At 46.4% G+C, this 21,073-nt stretch carries 15 protein-coding genes; all 15 read right to left on the minus strand.

Annotation, left to right across the window (positions count from 1 at the left end; all coding sequences use genetic code 11):
• Positions 1 to 46: 46 nt before the first annotated feature.
• Positions 47 to 1,204 carry a glycoside hydrolase family 172 protein gene (locus MHI37_RS27270; RefSeq protein WP_076337548.1) on the minus strand — a complete coding sequence of 386 codons (1,158 nt, stop codon included), beginning with the start codon at positions 1,202 to 1,204 and terminating at the stop codon, positions 47 to 49.
• A 24-nt stretch (positions 1,205 to 1,228) separates the two neighbouring features.
• Positions 1,229 to 2,062, minus strand: coding sequence for a carbohydrate ABC transporter permease (locus MHI37_RS27275; protein WP_076337547.1), 834 nt, complete (start codon positions 2,060 to 2,062; stop codon positions 1,229 to 1,231).
• Complete coding sequence (locus MHI37_RS27280; protein ID WP_256710557.1) at positions 2,059 to 2,961, minus strand: sugar ABC transporter permease; 903 nt, start codon at positions 2,959 to 2,961, stop codon at positions 2,059 to 2,061. Before MHI37_RS27280 ends, MHI37_RS27275 begins: the two co-directional genes overlap by 4 nt.
• A 115-nt stretch (positions 2,962 to 3,076) precedes the next feature.
• A complete protein-coding gene (locus MHI37_RS27285) occupies positions 3,077 to 4,492 on the minus strand; it encodes a sugar ABC transporter substrate-binding protein (protein ID WP_076337546.1) in 1,416 nt (471 codons plus the stop codon).
• Between the two features lie 201 nt (positions 4,493 to 4,693).
• Positions 4,694 to 6,484 (minus strand): histidine kinase, encoded by a 1,791-nt coding sequence (locus MHI37_RS27290; RefSeq protein ID WP_076337545.1) that lies wholly within the window; start codon positions 6,482 to 6,484, stop codon positions 4,694 to 4,696.
• 8 nt (positions 6,485 to 6,492) lie between these two features.
• Positions 6,493 to 8,109 (minus strand): response regulator, encoded by a 1,617-nt coding sequence (locus MHI37_RS27295; RefSeq protein ID WP_256710556.1) that lies wholly within the window; start codon positions 8,107 to 8,109, stop codon positions 6,493 to 6,495.
• Between the two features lie 155 nt (positions 8,110 to 8,264).
• Positions 8,265 to 9,143, minus strand: coding sequence for an ROK family protein (locus MHI37_RS27300; protein ID WP_076337544.1), 879 nt, complete (start codon positions 9,141 to 9,143; stop codon positions 8,265 to 8,267).
• A 62-nt stretch (positions 9,144 to 9,205) separates the two neighbouring features.
• Positions 9,206 to 10,048: a sugar phosphate isomerase/epimerase family protein gene (locus MHI37_RS27305; RefSeq protein WP_076337543.1), complete on the minus strand. Its 843-nt coding sequence runs from the start codon at positions 10,046 to 10,048 to the stop codon at positions 9,206 to 9,208.
• A gap of 14 nt (positions 10,049 to 10,062) precedes the next feature.
• Complete coding sequence (locus MHI37_RS27310; RefSeq protein WP_076337542.1) at positions 10,063 to 11,676, minus strand: response regulator transcription factor; 1,614 nt, start codon at positions 11,674 to 11,676, stop codon at positions 10,063 to 10,065.
• Positions 11,676 to 13,451, minus strand: coding sequence for a sensor histidine kinase (locus MHI37_RS27315; RefSeq protein WP_076337541.1), 1,776 nt, complete (start codon positions 13,449 to 13,451; stop codon positions 11,676 to 11,678). The genes MHI37_RS27310 and MHI37_RS27315 overlap by 1 nt, the downstream gene beginning before the upstream one ends.
• Positions 13,452 to 13,557: 106 nt before the next feature.
• On the minus strand, positions 13,558 to 15,561 hold the full coding sequence (locus tag MHI37_RS27320; protein ID WP_076337540.1) for an alpha-amylase family protein: 2,004 nt from the start codon (positions 15,559 to 15,561) through the stop codon (positions 13,558 to 13,560).
• A 43-nt stretch (positions 15,562 to 15,604) separates the two neighbouring features.
• A complete protein-coding gene (locus MHI37_RS27325; protein WP_076337539.1) occupies positions 15,605 to 16,447 on the minus strand; it encodes a carbohydrate ABC transporter permease in 843 nt (280 codons plus the stop codon).
• Between the two features lies 1 nt (position 16,448).
• Positions 16,449 to 17,333 (minus strand): sugar ABC transporter permease, encoded by an 885-nt coding sequence (locus MHI37_RS27330; RefSeq protein WP_076337538.1) that lies wholly within the window; start codon positions 17,331 to 17,333, stop codon positions 16,449 to 16,451.
• Between the two features lie 119 nt (positions 17,334 to 17,452).
• The gene (locus MHI37_RS27335; protein WP_076337537.1) at positions 17,453 to 18,823 is read right to left on the minus strand and encodes an extracellular solute-binding protein; all 1,371 of its coding nucleotides are present in this window, start codon (positions 18,821 to 18,823) and stop codon (positions 17,453 to 17,455) included.
• Between the two features lie 629 nt (positions 18,824 to 19,452).
• Positions 19,453 to 20,955 (minus strand): collagen-like triple helix repeat-containing protein, encoded by a 1,503-nt coding sequence (locus tag MHI37_RS27340; protein WP_306010678.1) that lies wholly within the window; start codon positions 20,953 to 20,955, stop codon positions 19,453 to 19,455.
• Positions 20,956 to 21,073: the final 118 nt, after the last annotated feature.

The raw sequence follows: 21,073 nt of genomic DNA on the forward strand, positions 1-21,073 counted from the left end.
CACGAAAGGAGCGCTCCACATGAACGGGCGCTCCTCTGTATTTTATTTAGAACGTGCGATAGAAGAGCCTTGCGCTCTCTTTCTCCGGCAACGGCAGGCGCATTGCGACAGGCAGCATCTCCGGATAGACCTTATGCGGCTCTCTCTGGTACCAGTAGGCTACCGACGAATAATCGTTCGATTGCGAGTTGCCATGGCCGTGTTCGATGCTAAATCGGAGTGATTGACGAAAGATAATTGGATCGACAATATGGAAGCGGTATTGCGTCATTTTTCCTGAATAATCATTGAAGGATATCGTATTGCTCTCTTTCCACGAATCACCATTTTGCCTAATAGGCGCGTATAGGGATATGCCATGGTACGGACTATCATATTTACCTGATGGATATCCCCATGCGGCGCAAAAATAATCCTCCGTGCCCGTACCGTGCAAACGAGGTGGCCACGGCTCGCCATCGATGAAGAACATGTCGTCTCCTTCGCCCGGCCAGCTAAATCCTGGCATTGGATTCAGATGGTCGATGCTCAGATTACATCCTACATAATGCCCTTCACCTTCGGCATCCATGAGCACATAGTTATCATCGCCTGTCAAATTTTTGAGCTCATATACCTTCTGGTCCGCGTAATTCGCTTTATCCTGCTTATCGTGCTCCGCCTTCAGCACCGAAAGGTCTAAAAGGCCCTTTGTCGGGTTTTCCCTCCGCCACGACGCATGAAAGTAGAAGCTGTCGTCCGATACCGGCTTTTCTACGTAATCCACGTAATAATAAAGGACAATTTCATTCTCACACTCGTTGAGGATTTCAATTCTCGCATTCTTCCGGAACGGCATTTCGAAGAAACTATTCATAGCCGCTTTGTCTTCGATAATACCTTGTGTCGTGATCATGTTCAGCGGCATGGAAATATAATGGCTGGCCACACCGTGTCCAACGCCAAAGAAGTCGCCAATCGGTGATTCCACGCTAGGTACAGTCTCCTCGTCCCAGTACATACGGATCAGCACTTTACGGAACGCATATTTATCCTTCGAGGCGATCGTCATCCAGATGTGCTGGATGACTCCCGAGCCTTCAATCTTAGCTATTACCGCGGTTTGATTAACTCCGATCACAATAAAGTCCTTGTTTCCGCCGGTCGTGTCCCAACTGGAATGACGACGCGATGTACCTTCTTGACGCAAATACAATGGATTCATAAGATCATATCTCTCCTTCTGCGTTCAGGCCTTTATGCCCGTGAGTGTAATGCCCTCTACAAAATACTTCTGACCGATGAAAAATACGATGATGGCCGGAGCCAGCACGACGGTGGCCGCCGCCATCATGAGATGCCATTCCGCGGCATACATTCCTTTGAACTGCTGCAGTCCCAGTGCAAGCGTATACTTAGACTCGCTGTTCAAATATACAAGCGGGCCCAGGAAATCATTCCAAGATGCTAGAAAGGTGAAGAGACCGACAACAATCAGGGCGGGCTTAGTCAAAGGCATGATAATCGATATGAATATTCTCCAGTGGCTGGCTCCGTCCACGTACGCAGCCTCGTCCAGTTCGCGGGGGATGCTAAGATAAAACTGCCGCAATAAAAAAATATTAAACGCGCCGCCGCCGAACCAGGCTGGAGCAATGAGTGGAATGAACGTGTTGGTCAACCCCAGCTTGCTCCACCCGACAAAAGTCGGAATGAGCGTAACCGCATATGGCAGCATCATGCTGGACAGAAGCAGGCCGAATATCAGATCCCTTCCTCTCCATTTCATACGCGCGAAGCTATAGGCACTTAAAGAGCAGGTGACGATAACGCCGATCATCGTAAACAATACTATAATGGACGTGTTAACAAAATATTTGCCGAACGGCAGGATCGTCAGTGCTTCGCTGAAATTTGAGAGTCGAAACGGTTTCGGAATCCAAACAGGCGGCATCTCGAAGATTTGGCCCATATCCATCAAGGAACTGCGGACGAGCCAAATTAGTGGCAGCAGGCTAAATGTACCGCCTGCCAGAAGCACAAGATATACCAGGCCGTTCTCGATCCATCCTTTCCTTCTCATCGCGATCCATCTCCTTCGTAATACACCCATTTTCTCGACGTTTTGAAAACGATAAATGTCAGCGCCATGATAATGATGAACAACACCCACGCTATAGCGCTGGCGCTTCCCATTCGCGAGAATTGAAATGCCTCCCGGTAAAGATAGAAGACATAGAACAGACTTGCATTATTAGGCCCGCCATTCGTCATGACATGCGCCTGCGCAAATATTTGGAAGCCGTTGATAATGCCGATAATTAGATTGAAAAATATGGTTGGCGTCATCATTGGCACCGTAATAGCCCATAATTTATCGAACCGAGAGCCTCCGTCTATTTCGATTGCCTCGTACAAAGAGCGTGGAATATCCTGTAGGCCCGCGAGGAAAATGATCATCGTCCCCCCTGTCGTCCACAGATTCATCATGGCCAAAGATGGAACGACCGACTTCTCACCAAATATCCATTGACTGCCTGGGAAGCCAAGAGCACCAAGCAACTCGTTCGCAAGGCCGAGATCTGGATTCAGCAACCATAACCAAATGAATGAAATGGCGATAATTGGTACGATGGAAGGCAGATAAAAGATAGTACGGAAAATCGCTTTTCCCTTAACATCCCGATTGAGTAAAAGCGCCAGCAGAAAGGAATAAATGATGCCGCTCGGAACGCTGAGAATGACAAAATAAACCGTGACTCTGAGAGATTTATAGAAATATTGGTCTTCACCGCTGAATATTCTCGTATAATTATCAAGTCCGACGAAAGTCGGTACGTTAGATCCTGAATAGTCGGTAAAGCTCATGTACAAGCTGTAAAGCATGGGGCCCAGAGTAAAAATGAGCAAGCCCAAAATCGCAGGCAGCGCGAACAAGATACCATTCCATTCATTTTTGAATGATACACGTTTTTGTTTCATGGATTTCTCCACACGGGAAGTGATGACTTCCATAAGCAAGATTCCTCTCCGTCGAACCATTGCGGAAGGCGCCCCGCCCCAGCTTTATACGGAGCCTCCTTCCGCCGATCGTTCGTTATTTCAAATACGTCCCTTGTACCAGAGGTTTGATTCTCTCTTCTGCTTCTTTCAGCGCTTCTTCGGCTGATTTAGTGCCAAGCCATACCTGATCCAATGAGGCTGCTACTGCAGCATCGATTTCCACAAAATTTTTCACGTTGTTTTCAGGTGCCGGCTCCGCATGCTCGAACGTTGAACGCATGACCGCATCCTGGAAACCAATTGGTCTTCCTGACAGCTCCTCATTCGCCCAGCTGTCGATCAATTGCGGATCTTCATACCATTTCGTCAATTGCGGCATCCATAGACCCTGGTGCATCTCAAGTACGTTGTTCGGGTCGGTAAGAAACTTAGAGAATTCCCATGCCTCCTTTGGATGCTTCGAGCTCTTGAAGATAATGAGTGATCCGCCGAGGAAAAACGATTTGTATTCTTTCAAAATTGGCAGTACGCCGACTCCCCAGTTAATATTCGCTTTGCTGAGGTCCAGGTGGTTCCAGCTCCCGTCGATGACCATGGCCACCTTCTTCGATTGCAGGGCTGTTGCCGGTGCCGGGATGCTGCTGGCTTGGACCGGTGAAGGAGCAACATGATGCACATTGATAAGATCAGCGATCTTTTGTATCGCTTCGGCTGCCTCCGGTTTGGCAAGTCCAAGCTCCTTGCCGTCGTCAGTCAAGTAGTCACCTCCGTTGGAGAGGACTAGCGGCATATAAGAGATCCAGCTCAAGCTAAACTTCACACCGTATTGCTTAATATTTTTAGGATCGAAGCCTGCTTCATCCGGATGCTTCCCATTGCGGTCAAGCGTAAGCTTCTTAGCCGTTTCAACGAATTCATCCCAAGTCCAGGCTTCCGAGGCTTTAGTAGGCGGAACCTCCACACCGGCGTCCTGGAACATGTCGGCATTATACATCAAGCTGGGAACGACGGCAGCCTGATAAGGCCCGGCACTCTTGTCTGTATCCCAGTTCCACCAGCCATACTCCAAATAATCCTCTTTCTTAATAGACGGATCTTCCTTAATCAAGTCGAAGAAGTTGTAAATCAAATCTTCCTCGCCCATTTTCAGCTTCCACGCGGCGGAATAGCTTAGGTCAGGCGCCTCGTTGCCTGCGATCATTGCGTTCAGCTTCTGCAAAAAATCGGTACCAGTTATATGGACGGGCTCAATCGTTATATTCTTATGGATTCCTTCAAATGCTTTGATTGCATCCTCCACAGCTTTTTTCTCCTGCGGGCTTCCCCAAAACGTGAATTTCAGCTTCACCTGCTCATTAGTACCAGAGGACTTATCTTTAGTTGAATTACCGTTCACTGCGGTATTTTTCGACTGGCCGCTATCGTTATTTCCATTTGCGCAAGCGGTTACAATCATCATGACGGCTAGGAATACAAACAATATCGTTTTCGTACCCGATCGTTTTCTCATTTTGTTATTCCCCCAGTTTAGAATGTAAGCGCTGCAGTCGCTTATCCCTATTGTAAGACGGCCCCAAGTAAAAACCTATTGCACAAATCTTCGTATTACGGACGATTTTACGGTCAATCCGTTTACATAGCGTTTTGCAGTCGCATAACGAGGAAACACCTTTCCGGCCGTATATCGGCCTCAGAAAGGTGTCTGTAAGGTTCATTCATCCTGCTTTCGGAAAGGGATGATCATGTTGACGCGCGTGCCTAATCCCAGCTCCGATTCTATTTCAATCCCGTACTTATTGCCGTATAGCAGCTTAATCCTTTTGTCTACATTCTGTATGCCGACACGATTAGAAGCCCCCGTCAGCAGCTTTTTTAATCGCTCCGGCTCAAACCCGCGCCCGTTATCCTCTACGCAGAACCGGATGTCATCTTCCTGACGCCTCCCATAAACGGTAATAAGTCCACCAATCTCCATATCGCGGAATCCGTGAATAATCGCATTCTCAACGAGAGGCTGAAGGAATAGCTTCGGCACATAGGCTACCAACAACTCAGACTGAATATCGAAGTCGACGCGGAGCTGCTGGTCAAACCTGTTTTTCATGATCGCGATATAATCCTGCAGCCAGCTTACGTCGTCTTTTAGAAGCGTAGTATCCTTTCGATTATCCGATGTGTAATGCAACATCCGAGACAGGCTGATCAGCATTTCACTCATCTTCTCCTTCTGGCCATATTCGGCCATCCAGTTGATGATATTCAGCGTGTTATATAAAAAATGAGGGTTCAGCTGAATGTTAAGTGCTAAAATTTCCGTTTCCTTCTCGCGCAGTTTGACGATGTAGTTTTCGTCGATGAGCTGCTTTACCTTCTCGTTCATGCTGTTAAATTTAGTGAGCACATGGCCAAGCTCGTCCCTGCCTTCCACATGGATCTTCGCGTTGAAATCCCCGCCGCCAACCCTTTTAATTGCAAGCAGCAGCTTATTGATAGGTGAAGATATTTTAGTTGAAATCAGGTAGGCGAATAAAAGTGAAAGCCCGAGGAGCGTGGCTCCGAGCGTTACCATAAAAAACTGAATTGTATGCAAGATATCATTTGTAAGCACGGAAGGTGGTATCAGCACGATCGATGTCCAGTTCGTCACCGCGGAAACGGCAAAGCAAGCAACCATACGCTGACCCCCGACCTCTACAAAAGCCGTCCCGCTTCCCCGATTGCGTGCCTCTTTCATCCAAGGAGACCCTTCCGTAAGCGCTAGCATTGAATTGTCTTGATGGGAGACGATCGTTCCATCTTCACTTACGACAAGAAAGAGTGCGCCATCTATCGGAATGCTGTTTTTAAATATATCGGTGTATATATTATCCTTAAAGTTCATCACGAGAATAGGCTTCTCTGAACCGTTTTGCGTTCGGACCACGACATCGTTTTTTACACAGGAAGGATTCAACTCCCTCACACCCGAGAATAAATAGCGGTAATCAATGTCAGCGTCGGCAAGCTCGGAGAGATGATACATTTGGGAATAGTCGTAGGTTGGCACCCATGCGATCCTCCCCTTCTCGGCAGTCGCTCGGTCAAATAGGCTGGATTCGTAAAAGTTACCGGGCGGATAGGTATTCTTCGATTTGCTTCCGTATACGAAGGCACGGGTCACCAATTCGACCGAGTAGAGGTCGTTCGACTGTGCGAAGTAACGATTCAGAATACCCGTTACCCGATCATCCGTCAGGAGCAACTGCATCTCGTCGGAAGGCCCCTTGCCGTCAAAAATCTGAAATAGATCGCATTCCACCATGAGAGAAAGGCTATTGTCTTGAACAATGCTTATCCGCTCATCGATGATCTGATTGTTCTTTTTCACAATTTCGAGCACATTGCTGCGGGCAAGATCCAGCATAATCTCTTTGCTAGTATAATAATAGCCCGCACTCAATATGGCCAAGGGAAGCGTAATGAGCACGATATAGGAAAGAATTAGTTTGTTTTTGAGTCTCATATTCTCACCTACAGGACGATGTTTTTCCGAAATTCTTCCGGAGTGAAGCCAGTCTCTCGTTTGAACATCCGTGTAAAATATCCGGCATCTCGAAACCCCACGCTAAGCGCTATCTCCGAAACCTTTTTTTCACCATCATACAGCAGCTCCTTGGCCTTATCTATCCTCAGCCGAAGCAAATATTCAGTGAATGTCATGGATGTATGGGCCTTGAAAAAGCTGCTGAAGTAAGCGGGGCTGAAAAAAAACTTTTTAGCGACAACTTCAAGGGAAAGATCCTGCATGTAACGCTCATTGAGATGCGCCATGCACTTCTCAATGATTTGCTGATTCTTGTTGTTCTTTCGCTTTTCCATACCATCGATAATCCTGTGAATATAATGGCGCGCCTTCTCCTTAATATCTAGAAGCGTCTTACAAGCGGGAATTTGGAACTCCATCTCCGCGATTAAGTTCGTAACATCCTCATTCCGAAGGAACGCAGCATTTGCTTTCATAAGATCGAGCAATACGTATAAAATACTCTCCTTCAAGTGAACGGGAGAAGGAAAATCGTCGTGAAGCATCCGGTCGATTATCGTATCAAGCGCAAGGATAGTCTGCTCCATATTAGACTGATTCAAGGCGGTGGAAATGTCCGTTTCAATAGGAAATATTTTTAAGGCTGGCTTATAGGGGTTGTAAGCGATTTCATTATGAAAAATAAGATTTCCATTTCCGCAGTAAAACATATATTCGATCGCATTACGGGCCTGTTCGAAAGAAAGACGGGCGTTTCGGTAAAGATTAGTGACATGCCCGCCTACACCGATGGATACAGTGAGACCGAATTCGATTCGAATTTGTTCGATGAATGCGGATAACCGTTCGACGTCTCGCTTCATTAACCATTCCAACGGATTATTGTGAGCGATCACAGAAACCAATATCGTTTCAGATCCATCCAGATAGAACAAAATAGAAGACCCCATTGATTGAAGGGCTTGATGCATCCAGACTTTAAAACTCGTTTTCACTTCATTAAAATCCACGGGGGAATAAGCTTGTCCAACTTCTTGTATGTCTAATTTAGCAAGCACAACGAATCCAGCATACCCAAGGGGAAATGAATTTTCTATTTCATGAAGCTCTTCTTCGCCGGCCGCCGACTGCATCCAACGATTAAGCAAATGCTGCTCGTACACAGGCATGGTCGAATCTAGCTTTTGTTTTAGATTCTCCTCATATCGACGGAACTCGTAGTCCTTCTCGAACGCGGCATCAAGTTTCGCTAGCATGTCTACCATAACTTTTTGCTCCAACGGTTTCAATAGATAGTCAAAAGCTCCTAACTTAATCGCTTGCCTAGCATAATCAAAATTACCGTAGACGCTCAGAATGACCACCTTTATGGACTCCATCCGTGTTCCCAAGTTCTCGATCAGCTCGAGCCCGTCTATTTTAGGCATCCGAATATCCGTTAGCAAGATATCTATACGGTTGGCATCTATGATCCGAAGCGCCTCTTCCCCATCCTTGGCTACGAAGACTCGGTAATCCGGACGCAGCGTCTTGATCATATCGGTGATGCCTCGTCTGTGAAGCGGTTCATCGTCAGCAACAAGAACATTGTACATCTCAGTCATCCCCATTCCTCTGGTTATAACATTTTTCCTCATTATAACATGATGGCTACATTCGAATTCGCAAGATGAATGATCTTGCCTACATCACATCTCCAAAAAGAAAGGTACCCTTAACTACCTCTTTTGACAGGTAGTTAAGGGCTCTTTTGATATCATTAATTATTCGTGTGTGCTTCTAATCCCAATGCCAGAGCGCCGCATAAACCTGCATTATCTCTCAGTCCGGGCGGCACGATGTAACTTTCGATCTCAGCAGTTAACTCGGCCAATTGGATATAGCGATTCAAATTGTGCTGAACTTCGGCGCGTATCATCGGGTACAAATGCTCCTGATGCATGACCCCGCCGCCCAATATAATCTTCTTGGGAGCCAGCGTCAATACGGTATTCGTGACAGCTTGGCCGATATAGAATGCTTCGATTTTCCATGCAGGATGATCGGTCGGCAGCTCACTGCCCTTCAATCCCCATCTGCGTTCGATAGATGGACCTGCTGCCATTCCTTCCAGGCAGTCTCCGTGATAGGGACAGCTTCCCTCGAAGCCGTCATCCGGATGGCGCCTGATCAGCACATGCCCGCCTTCAGGATGCATAAGTCCATGAATGAGCTTTCCTTCTGCGACCACGCCTAAACCTACACCCGTTCCGATCGTATAGTAAACGCAGCTATCCAGCCCTTTCGCACTTCCCCAAGTCGCTTCGGCCAACGCCGCCGCATTAACATCCGTATCCCAGCCGAATGGCAAATCGAATTCCCGCTTTAATGTGCCCAAGAAGTCATAATTCGACCAGCCTGGCTTCGGAGTGGACGTCACGTAACCATACAAAGGATTGGAAGTATCAATATTAATAGGTCCAAACGTCCCTATGCCTATGGCACTGACTCGTTTGTCCTGAAAATAACTAATGATCTTTTCCAGTGTCTGATCCGGCGCTTCAGTCGGAAAACTAACTCGGTCTTCAATAACACCACGTTCATTCCCTATGCCGCAAACGACTTTTGTTCCTCCTGCTTCAATTGCCCCTACGTACATGGCAAGCATCTCCTTTACTTCTTCGTTCTCTTCATCACTTTCGTTCTGATGGCATTCACGAGTTAGTCTGGGAAAAAGCGATTACGCATGTCACCCAAAAACCGAACTCCGTCCTCGGTCAAGCTCTTATTGTCCGGAGCCAACTGCCGCCAAACGTAACCTCCCCTTGATTCCACAACGCATTCTAGCGATGCGTATCCGTCATAACGAATATCCCTCAAAGCTTCATAAATTCCCTCCCAATCCGTATGCCCGGTTCCTGGAACCCCCCAATCGTTCTCGTTGAGGTGGATATGACCGAGCGCATTTCCCGCCTGCAGAATCGCAGCCTTCATCTGCTTCTCTTCGATATTCATATGATACGTATCGAGATGCACCTTGACGTTCGGCTCACCAATCATCGCCATAAGCGACAATGCTTGCTCACATGTATTCAAGACGAATGTTTCATACCGGTTGATCGGTTCGAGTCCAATCGTTACCCCTAACATGCCGGCATATTGCGCAACTTCTTTTAGACCATCGGCAACGATCCGCAGTAGTTCCTCCGATGGCCGGTCCGGGTGCATTTTCATGTGCAGCGCATAGATGACTCCTCCGAAAAAGGTTGCTCCCATTTCACTTGACAGGCGAACGCACTCCTTCAAATATCCTATGCCCGACTCGCGAATACAGGGATCCCCGCTTGTAATATCATGTGCAGGATTTATTATTAAAGCGGAAGTGACCGACTCGAGACAGGAATCCCTCAGCTTCTTGCGCGTCGCCTCTGTATCGATTCCCTCGTGTTTCGTTAAAGGTATCTCAATAAAGTCGAGTCCCAGCTTCTTCACCTCATCAATGACAAACAAAGCGGAATTGTTCCATTGTCCGCACCATGCAGATGCGTGCATACCCAATTTCATTCTCATCACTCCCGTCAAGAATGCTGCTCTTTGTATTCGTTCGGTGTCATGCCGAGGCGTTTCTTAAACACCTGAATAAAGTAACTCATGTCCTTGTAACCTACGAGCTCAGCCACCTCGTACACCTTCTTTGAACCGTTCGCCAAGAGCAACTTCGCCCGCTCCATACGGACATCGGTGAGATTTTCCATAAACGTCTTGCCCGTTTCCTTACGAATCAGCCGACTCAAATAAGCCGTGCTCAATTTGAAGCGGTCCGCTAGCATATCCAGAGAGATTTCGTCCTCGTACTCGCCTTCGATCAGCTTCATGATCTCCTTGACGGAGGAACCCAGATTGGATTGCCGTGCGGCGTTGACGACTTGTGCAATCAACTCAAACATATGCAAACACTCGCTGAATAAACGATCCACGGTCGCAAACGATTCTGACTTAGAGAAGGGTAAGGCCGCTTGCATCAGCCGATCGACCAAATCCGGATTAAATTGTCCGATTATCCGTACCGAACCAAATGCCAATTCCATTAGAGAAATTTTCAGATGCTGGATCTCTACACCTCTTGATAAACCTACATTCCGCTTAATTCGATCGACGACCTCACGGACCTTCTCGATATCGCCGACCCTTAAACCGTTAATGATATCCTGCTTGTCTTCCTCACCGAAAATATAGGCGCTCTCCGATGTTTTTGAGATATCCCGAAATCGAACAATCGAGTCATCGCCCAGAAAAAATTTATGGTTCAATGCTTCAACCGATTGCAAATATGCCTGATTGATCTGCTCGATCTGGTCTCCTTTATTCGATATGCCGATAGAGACAGTGAAGGGCAGAAATGTGCGTATCCCTTTCTGGATATCCAGCCCGATATTCATCGATAGCCTCTCACACATGTCGACATTATGTTCTTGTTCGAAAGAGAGGACGATGCTGAACAGATCGTGATCGAAATCAATAATCGCCTGTTTATCCACTTTATTAGCCGTTTCCTCCGCGATGTTCATAACAGCGAATTCGAATAAGGTTCTGTCCTCGCTTGAGTATTGCTGCTCAAACGCTTTACGGTCATCAATCTGAACCGACATCACCACATAATGATCAATCGTGATTCCAAAAGAGGCAAGCCTGGCCTTAATTACGGTAGGCGTATATAAATGACCGTGGAGCAAGTCATGTACCAGCTTGTTTTTCAGTAGTGGAACCGCCGATTGCATCTGAGTACGGAGCTGATCATAATCATTCTGCGATTTCGTCCTCTCCTGAATTTCCTGAACCAGCTTGCGGACGGTCGCCTCAAGCTCATCGAACTTCGTCGGCTTCAGCAATAGATCGTGAATGCCGATATGCATGGCGGTCTTGGCATAGTTGAAATCCTGATAGCCCGTTAACATCAAAATCTCAATCTCTGGATAACGCTCTTTCACCTTTTCTGCAAAAGTAAGGCCATCCATTCCCGGCATCCGGATGTCTGTTATGATAAAGTTGGGACGCACCTCTTCCACCACTGCCAATCCGTCTTCCCCATCTTCCGCTTCCCCAGCTACGATGCAGCCCCATTGCTCCCAAGGCATACTTTTCAAGCCTTCACGGATTAACGGCTCGTCGTCTACGATGATTAGTTTCAACATCACTTTTCCTCCATCGACAAGCCGGGTGCGATACGGATTTGCACATTCGTACCTTCCCCCAGCTTGGAATTAATCGTCACCCCGTATTCCATCCCATAAATATAACGGATCCGTTGATGCACGTTTCGCACACCGATCCCGCTTCCTTTAGCTTCAGGCCCCTCCAACTGTTCATCTGCCAAGAGCTTGGCTGCCTGTTCAGTATCCATGCCGATTCCATTATCCTCAACAGTAAACATAATACAGTCGTCAAGTCTGTGACCTCGTATATGAATAACTCCTTTTCCTTTCTTGACCTGTACCCCATGCAAAAGTGCGTTTTCCACGATCGGCTGAAGAATAAGTTTTGGAATGACAACTGAGAGCAAATCATCGTCCATATGAATTTCAGTTTCAATCCGATCACCGAATCTCACCTTCTGAATGTACAAATAATCAGAGATATATTTCATCTCTTCCTCAATCGTAATGTACTCCTTCTCCGTGCTAATGCTAATTCTCATTAAGTCGCCCAATGCAGAAACCATGCGGCAGATCTGTTCAACGCCGTTCGTCTTAGCCATCCAGTTGATCGATTCCAAAGTATTGTACAGAAAATGCGGATTGATTTGTGCTTGCAATGCTTTAAACTCCGACTGCTGAAGCATGATTTTGCCTTTATAAGCATCTTCAATAAGCGTGTGGATCTGGTTGACCATATGATTGACGCCAGTGCTTAGAATACCGATTTCATCATTCCCATCCACTGGGAACGTTACGTTCAAATCACCCATCTGCACTTTTTTCATCGGCCTTAGCATCCTTTTGATCGGAAGGGTAATAGTCTGCGCGAAGACACGGGCGAGCAAAAATGCGAAAAGCATAATGATCAGCGTCACAACAATGATCCAATTCCGGACCGCATGGCTGTCCTTGTACAGTCTTTCTACCGAAATAATGCCGATCGTTTTCCAGCCCGTATATTCCGAGGTTTTGAAAGAAACCAAATACTCCCTATCCACTATCGTCTGGATGGATGAACCTGAATGGGAAGCGATCGACTTTCGAAAGGCTTCATCGTTGAAGTATTCACTGAGTGGCTCAGCTGGGGTCACAGATCCCCCTTTTTCATCCATTAACAAAACGGAGCCGCTTCGATCAAAATTGACGTTCCTTAGCAAATTGGAGACCGTTTCGAATTTCATGCTGATGATGACCGTTCCTAGCGGCTTCGTGGCCATTTGCAATTCGTTAATTTCCCGTACGGCTCGTAACAACCCTTCGTTCTTCGCGTTATTTATCCATTTCGTTTTGCCACGGTAGGCGGATGCAGCCTTTATATATTGCTGAAGCTCCACTTCATTTTCCTGATCGTTGAAGCTGCTCGGTACTTTGATGACCAAACCGTTCCTGCCATAAATCTCAATCGAACGCATAATTTGGCTATTGTAATGCGTGATCATGATCGATTCGATCTCATTGACCGCCGCGATCCTTTCCCTCTCAGTCATTTCATCGAGCTCCGTATTCAGCACTCGTTGAATGCTCTGATCAAAAGCTAGAATGCCAGATAGCTCATCTATGCGCTGCAGCGTGTAATCGACACTGGTCGATATTTGCCCTACGATCTCTACATTGTATTGGCTCGTCTTGTCACCTAGAATGACGGCGGACTTATAGTAAGAGGAAATGCCTACGCTTAGCACCGAGATCATAATGATCAAGACGAAACAGATAAAGATCTTATCCTGAATTTTCAAATCCTTGAATCGTTGATATAGCTTTCTTAAAATCATCTTCAAATCAGCCCCTACCGGTCCTTCCCGATTATGAAATCAAGCATACAACACTGGCCATAGAATGGACAATGTCGTATGCTTTGATTCGAAAGCTGATGATCGCTTATTTCCTAAACGACAGCTCAACCATTTGGTGACCAGTAATTTTCGGCACAAGGAATTCAATGCGACCGTCTTTAGTCTCATAATCAAGCGGCTTGTTATCGGGAACAAGTAATACTCCCGTCACGTCCCGATCTACTTTGACGGATATACGCGTGTCGTGAAGTGGAATGACATCCTCAATAATGTCCATCGTCTTACTTCGACGTTCCGGGATATAATGAAGCAGATGCACGACCTGACGATTCTCTGCAGCTTGCTCGTTCACCGTAGCCAGCAACGTCGACGGACCGTTATGCTTCAAGAGCGGATCCGGCAGCAGCATGTTCAGCGCGTTCCGGACAAGTGTTTTGACCCACAGCGGCGCGTTATCATGGTATTGACCGAAGACCGGATGAATGAAGTAGATAACGCGGCCCTTCTTCACAATCGCCGGATAACCGACCTTGCCCGACGAAGGCGAATGCAGATGCGAGCTAAACTGTTCAAACGACCGGTTGAATACGGATTCAATAGCATCGGCCAGCCTTTCGCCTCCTTCCGCCTCAACCCAAGCGCCTTGTTTATACATAACGTGCTCCGCTTGCTTCAAGCCACTTCCGATATCACCAGACGGCACGATGAAGTCTGGGCTGTACGGAGCGTTCCCTTTATAACGCACGCCCCATGCGGGAAGAGTAAACATAGTTTTCTCCGGATTCAAGCCCGATTCGAACGAAGCAATGATGGAGCCTCCATTGTCGAGATAATGCTGCAAACGCCGTCCGAACTCTTCCGAGACCGGAATGACATCCGGAAGAATCAGTACTTTGTACTTCAAGAAATTTTCCGCGGAATCGATGAAATCGAACTGGTGGCCGCTCTCCTGCAGCATACGGCATACGCCCTCGGACGCTTCCGGCAGATGGCCGGTGTCCGCTCCATAGAACTCCTCAGGAGTAAACACGCCAATATCGGTTACCGCAACCACCTCGCGGCACCATGACTCCTTCTTCTCAACCTGTGAGTAAACCTCTCCTATCAATTCATACATCGCCTCTGACAGGACTCCGGACGGCTCCAACTGGTCACCGATGTTGCACTTGGAGCCTTGCGCGAGCATGTTGTAGCATTCGAATTCGAGCGCAGCCTTGTTGCGGAAGGAAGAGTTATCGCCCCACGACGTATGGAACCTTCCAGTCATGCCGACCGTCTCTTTGCCTAACGTACGGATATATTTTACTGAAACCGGGAAATCCATATAACCCCATGGACCGCCTGGCAACGATTCAAACGCGGCATACGTGTAATCATCCAGTACCGGTTTATCGACCCGCCCGACATGCCCTTTATTGTAGAATATATTGTAATCCGGGTTGAAGGCTCGCACCTGCGCGCTCATGTCCTGCACCCAATCGTGGTATGTGATCTCGGAGTATGCTTTACGGTCAGCCGCATTTTTTGGATTCAGTCCGGCCTCACGCATTCCTTTCATACAGGTCGGACACACGCATTCGACTACAAAGGATGCATCAAACCATACACCCTCTGCCGGAATTTCTTCCATCACTTCCTGCAAATTTTCCTTTAGGAACTGACGGTACCCTGTATTGACGCAAAGATTTCGATAGAATCCGGCTTCGAGGTAGCCCCTCTTCTCATAATCACTGTATCTGCCTTCAGCATCGATTGCTACCCATTCTGGATGCTCGTTATAGGAGTAAACATCCCAACGTACAGTAACATAAAGGTTGACGTGAATCCCGCGTGCGCGGCACGCCTCGACTTGCTGCTTTAGCATATCCCGACTCTTAAGATGTGGATGTACTCGCTCCGGAAATTTCTTCGAGTCGTAATAGATCATCCCGTGATGACATCTAACGAATAGATTAATAGAATCGACTCTTGCATCATCCAACGTCTTGGCGAATTGCTTCGCATCGAACCCCGATCCAATCCCCTCGATCAGCTCGCTCGTGTGAAAATCCAGATGTATTTGACGAAAACGCACTTCATTGACCGTCATTTGTAATTCCTCCCGATCTTATATAGGTTATAACTATTTCGATTTATGATTTCACTGCGCCAGCCGTCATGCCGGAGATAATACTTTTGCTAAGTAAAAAATATACGATAAAGGTCGGTGTTACCGTCAGCATAATCGCGGAGAAGGTCGCGCCCCAGTCCGTCATACCGTAGTTGCCGACGTAGTCGCGCAAACCGAGCGTAATGGTCAGCATATTTTTCGAGTGCAAGAAGGTGAAAGGGAAAATAAATTCATTCCAAGCGAAGACGCCATACAACGTCGCAACCGTCACCAGAATATTTTTGGACATCGGCAGCACGATACTTACAAACAGCCGGTACATCGGGGCCCCGTCCATGACCGCGGATTCCATCACTTCATTCGGTACATATTTATAGAAAGAAACAAAAAGATAGATGGATACCGGAAGCCCGAAACCGATTTGCGGCAAAATGATGCTGGTGTACGTGTCTAGGATATTAAGCTCGCTATAGATCTGATAAAGCGGGATCAGGGTAACCTGAATCGGTACCATTATGCCGAATAAGAAAAAAAGAAGTCCCGCTTTGCGGAATCGAAATCTTAATTTTTCAAGTGCGAACCCAGCCATCGCGCTCAAAACAAGAATACCCAAAAGTACGAAAACGACTACAATGAGGCTGTTTTTAAAGTAAAGCAACAGATCGCTTTTAACGATCGCATTAATGTAATTGCCGAAATACAGAGATTTCGGCAGGGCGAATGGGCTGCTGCCGATCCTGAATTCGTCGATCGTCTTGAAGCTAGAGATAAACACCCAAATGATCGGAAAAATCTGAATGGTCAGCATGACCAGCAGAAGGGCGGGAAAGGCGATGCGCCCGACCGTTTTTCGGAGTGCGTCCATTTCAATCATCCTTTTTCATTTGAAATATTTTCATGACCAGTACGACGAGAAGGCAGCATTCGATGGCGATAAAGACGGCGATGGCACTGCCGTATCCATAATACATGCTGCTGAATGCTTGCTTGTACATGTACGTCGCAACCAATTCACTCGACGTACCGGGTCCGCCATAAGTAAGCAGATAAGGAATATCGAACGATTTCAGCGAGCCGTTCAACACGAGTACAATACAAGTGAATATAATGCCTTTGATCATTGGGAGCTTAATGTAACGGTACAACTTCCACCCAAAGGCACCGTCCATCTTAGCAGCTTCCACAACTTCCTCCGATATACTGATTAGAGCGGAATAAAAAATGACCATGTATACAGCGGCAAACTTATAACCTTCTGCAACAGCCGTTATCATAAGCGAACGATCCGGATCGGATAACCATTCTGAATCCAGAAACGAGAGATTAATCCAGCTTAATGCATAATTCAACATACCGACCGGATTAACGGAGAACACGTTCTGAAATATTTGTACGAGAGCAACCGTCGATAAGACCACCGGTGCAAAATAGAGCGTTTGAAAAATTTCACGACCTTTTTTGATTTGGGTTAGCAAAATCGCAATGAACAGTCCTACCGAGACCTGCAAAAGTACATTCACGACCATAAACACAATATTATTTTTAAATACCTGCCAGAACACGTCGTCCTGTGTAAACATCTTGACATAGTTATCCAAACCCGCAAATCGCATAGGTGAAATCCCGTCCCAGTGGAAAAAGCTATAGACGGAGGACCACCCAATAGGCAGCATTACCGTAAAGATGTAAACAAGCAGAGCTGGCAGAAGGAAAACGAGCACATATCTCTTGCGGCTTAAATATTTTTCCATCGTTACTCATTCCCAACCTTTTGGTTTGACCTTAGGGACTTTCAGGCTACCCTGGAGGAGCTGAACAAGGCTTGTTGCCAAGCCTGTCAGGCTTACTAGTTAAGTGCTATTATAGTTAGTTATTTTTGATCCTTGAAAAATTCCGGCGCGTTCTGGCTGATCGCCTTGTCCACCTTCGCGGCAAACTCTTCTGGCGTAATGATGCCAAGAGCCAATTCGATAGCAGCAGTACCTATTACTTCGTTGGAGGCAGGATCCAATTTGTCATCCCATGAGACGCCGCCCTTATCCACCGACTCCAGATCCTTTGAGAAATCTTTAGTCAGTTGGGACATGCTTTCCGGAATGTCGCCGTTCATCGGAGATAGGAATCCACCAACTTCAAACGCAGCGTTATTGTAATGTTCCACTACGAATTTGAAGAAGTCTTTGGTCGGCGCATCAAAGGTTTCCGCATTAAAAGCATACGCCAGACCTGCCGTGATCGACGTTTTTGGCCCGATATTATCGGCTCCGACCACATCGGGTACGAAGAAGTAACCAATCTCACCCGCATCATATTTATCCTTGAACTGCGCAAGCTCCCAAGATCCGTTGTAATGCATAACGGCATTGCCTCCAAGGAAGAAGTTCAGCGTTTGCGTGTAATCCATGCTGCTGAAGCCTTTTTGGAAGTAACCTTCCTTGCCTAGCGTGTACAGCAAATTGGCGGCTTTCATTCCGATTTCGCCCGTAAAGGTCTCATCGCCTGTTTTCAACGTATTGATGAACTCCGTATGAGTAAGTCTAAGCGGGATAAAGGAAAGGTATCGTACCATCTGCCACATTTCCTTGCCGGATACGGCAATTGGAGTGTATCCAGCTTCTTTCAGCTTTGCTGAAGCTTGAACGAACTCGTCGAAGTTGGTAGGCACCTTGATGTTATTCTCTTCGAAAGGTTTCTTGTAATACCAGAAAGCTTCACCGAACTTACCTTCCGGATACAGGTACAAGCTGCCGTCCCCGAAGGAAAGAAAATCAATAGCGGCTTTGTTGAACTTATCGAACATGCCAAACTCTTCAAGCGTTGCCTTCATGTCAACCAGTCGACCTTGCTTGGCTAGATTTTCACTCAGCACGCCATTAGGAATTTTAAAGAAATCGGGCAGCTGATTGCCTGCAATGTATGTTCTGAGCTTTTGGAAATATTGCGTATCATTAGGAATTGACTCAATCTCAACCTCGAAATTCGGATTCACTTCTTTTCGATATTGATCGATGAGCGATTTCATAACACGGTAATCGGCATTATTTTCATTGCCTTTGGTGAAAAAGCGGATTTTCTTAACCGGTTGGCTGTCGGTTGTCGAACCTTCACCGGTATTACCCGCATTGTCTGCAACGGTACTTCCGTTATTTCCACTTGCATTGTTACCGCCACAGCCTATTAACAATCCAATCGACAACGCGAGCACCAACGTCATTGCACCTAATTTTTTCAGTCTTCTCATTTCGCGTCCCTCCAATTTGGTCCCCATGGTTATTGTAGCTACTGAACAACCTTGTACTCTGATTATAGAATTGTCCAATCGCAAAAAAAATCAGAGCATTTTGACATCTCCTATAAGATATTTGCTATAGACGGCAAAAGGCCTCACGAAGGAAGGCGAAGCCTCTAATATAGAAACCCCTTTATCAATTCGGCTCACTCTAACTACTTTCATATCAGGTCTATAGCTTTATAATCGTTTAGTGGACGATACCCGTTTATTTAACCATGACCCGCACACGACACAGATTCAGGACTTGCGTATAGGTGTATTTTAAATAAGCTTCATGCCCCGTAGGATAAGCTTATCGCGTTCTTGAAGGACGGGCGACTAAAGATCGACGATCCGAAGGATACCACTACACTGGACGAACTGTTGCCTTGGCTTATTTAAGATGAAACGGCTGTCGCCGTCCTTTGGCGGCGCTGCGCGTTTCATTCCGAGAAATAGAGAGAGAGTATGGCGAAATGATGTATTTTCTATATTTTAAAAAAAGACGACTTCTCATTCCAATAACTAGGATGAGAGTCGTCTTTTTTCGAGCAAAGTAAAACATACTTTAAAAATCTTCAAGCTCTTCAGTGACCATTCTATCTTTGATTGCTTATGGTAGCATTGCTATTATTAGCAGATAATTCTGATAATGGATCATAAGGGGGGCCCATTTGTGTTCCAACTAACAGTGCGATATCTACCGCGTTCGCAGGAACTCCCCATGAGTTACCTGAAAATACAAATACAGCTCTATCCACTACATATCCGCGAGTATTATAGACAACATTATTCAAGATATCTCCGGTTGTGCCTGGATTTAAATACGTAGGCTGACGAAGGGAATAAAAGGTGTTTCCTTGTATCAATAGGTTAGTCATATTATTTGCTTGTGTGAGAATCGCTCGGTTTACGACCCAGAGCGTAGATGGAGGGGGTTGTTCAGGGCCAAAAATAGTGTTGTTCAATATTTGGTGATTTGTTCCGCCGATCTGAATAAACTCCACAGCATAAGGGATATCACTAGTCATTGTTAATCCTTCTATTGTTATACCATCACCCGTTACGACAAAAGGAATAATAGATGCTTGTAATACGACCATGCTTCCCGGCGAACCAAGCAAAGTTATTCCTTGTTTATTAACAGCTATTGTTGATGTGATTGGGTATGTTCCGTCTAAAATATGAACTGTACCCGTAGGAGCAACAGCGGTTATTCCCTGTTGGATCGTTCCTAGAGGCCGTTCTTGGGTTCCATCACCGTCAACCGCACCTGCCCTAACAAAAATATTAAACGGATCTACATCAATTTGAGCGACGGCATTTAAAGCTCTATTCGTTACTTGCAAGGTTGATATACCAGTTGCAACACTCGCTGTGATCGTAATCCTGTACGTATGAGTTCCTGACGGTGGAGAATCTATCCAAGTAATATTCGGTGTATACGTATCTGATGATGTTACGTTTGAAGCAAAGGTTCGAGTTCGGTTTATGGGGGCAGTTGTTAAAGTAGCCGGACTTGTGCCAAGTCTGAGTAGTTGATAATTTACACTTAGAGTATAGGCAGAAACAGCTGCCGTTTGGAAAAACAATCTGAAAGTTGAGTCGAGCTTTATTTGCTGGCCAACTGATGTTGTCAACGGAGGCAGGTCCATATTGATAACGGGAGTTGTGAGCAGATTTACTGTATCCGCAGCCTGAATTGCAAAAAAGGTTGAACCTGATCCCGATTGACCTGGCGGCCCCTGTTCACCTTGTGATCCTGTGGCTCCTTGTAGTCCTGTTGCTCCTTGTGGTCCCGCGGCTCCTTGTAGTCCTGTTGCTCCTTGTGGTCCCGTGGCTCCTTGTGACCCTGTGGCTCCTTGTAGACCCGCGGCTCCTTGTGGTCCCGTGGTTCCTTGTAGTCCTCTAGCTCCTTGTGCTCCTCTGGCTCCTATTACTCCTCTATATCCTCGCGGTCCACGTATTCGTGCTGTTTGTTCTAGATATTTAACATCCTCTTCAAGCTTGTGAACTTTATAGCGTAAAATTTTTACATTTCGTAGAATTTGTAACTTCTTAAGTTTTATTTTTTTATTCTTGGGATTTTTGCAATGACCCATGCTCATACACCTCCCCTGAAATCTACTTGCTCTAAATCTTATGCTAAGCATTTATCAGGGGGATGGACTTACGTCTACTCGAATTTAAATCCCGAGCCTTTTTTCATTTTTATTACAA

This window comes from Paenibacillus sp. FSL H8-0548, assembly GCF_038630985.1.
Taxonomy (GTDB): domain Bacteria; phylum Bacillota; class Bacilli; order Paenibacillales; family Paenibacillaceae; genus Pristimantibacillus.

Bases quoted from the DNA above. Each gene is read 5' to 3' on its own strand.
- MHI37_RS27270 (WP_076337548.1), bottom strand. From the start codon at position 1,204: ATGAATCCATTGTATTTGCGTCAAGAAGGTACATCGCGTCGTCATTCC.
- MHI37_RS27275 (WP_076337547.1), bottom strand. From the start codon at position 2,062: ATGAGAAGGAAAGGATGGATCGAGAACGGCCTGGTATATCTTGTGCTT.
- MHI37_RS27280 (WP_256710557.1), bottom strand. From the start codon at position 2,961: ATGAAACAAAAACGTGTATCATTCAAAAATGAATGGAATGGTATCTTG.
- MHI37_RS27285 (WP_076337546.1), bottom strand. From the start codon at position 4,492: ATGAGAAAACGATCGGGTACGAAAACGATATTGTTTGTATTCCTAGCC.
- MHI37_RS27290 (WP_076337545.1), bottom strand. From the start codon at position 6,484: ATGAGACTCAAAAACAAACTAATTCTTTCCTATATCGTGCTCATTACG.
- MHI37_RS27295 (WP_256710556.1), bottom strand. From the start codon at position 8,109: ATGACTGAGATGTACAATGTTCTTGTTGCTGACGATGAACCGCTTCAC.
- MHI37_RS27300 (WP_076337544.1), bottom strand. From the start codon at position 9,143: ATGTACGTAGGGGCAATTGAAGCAGGAGGAACAAAAGTCGTTTGCGGC.
- MHI37_RS27305 (WP_076337543.1), bottom strand. From the start codon at position 10,048: ATGAAATTGGGTATGCACGCATCTGCATGGTGCGGACAATGGAACAAT.
- MHI37_RS27310 (WP_076337542.1), bottom strand. From the start codon at position 11,676: ATGTTGAAACTAATCATCGTAGACGACGAGCCGTTAATCCGTGAAGGC.
- MHI37_RS27315 (WP_076337541.1), bottom strand. From the start codon at position 13,451: ATGATTTTAAGAAAGCTATATCAACGATTCAAGGATTTGAAAATTCAG.
- MHI37_RS27320 (WP_076337540.1), bottom strand. From the start codon at position 15,561: ATGACGGTCAATGAAGTGCGTTTTCGTCAAATACATCTGGATTTTCAC.
- MHI37_RS27325 (WP_076337539.1), bottom strand. From the start codon at position 16,447: ATGGACGCACTCCGAAAAACGGTCGGGCGCATCGCCTTTCCCGCCCTT.
- MHI37_RS27330 (WP_076337538.1), bottom strand. From the start codon at position 17,333: ATGGAAAAATATTTAAGCCGCAAGAGATATGTGCTCGTTTTCCTTCTG.
- MHI37_RS27335 (WP_076337537.1), bottom strand. From the start codon at position 18,823: ATGAGAAGACTGAAAAAATTAGGTGCAATGACGTTGGTGCTCGCGTTG.
- MHI37_RS27340 (WP_306010678.1), bottom strand. From the start codon at position 20,955: ATGGGTCATTGCAAAAATCCCAAGAATAAAAAAATAAAACTTAAGAAG.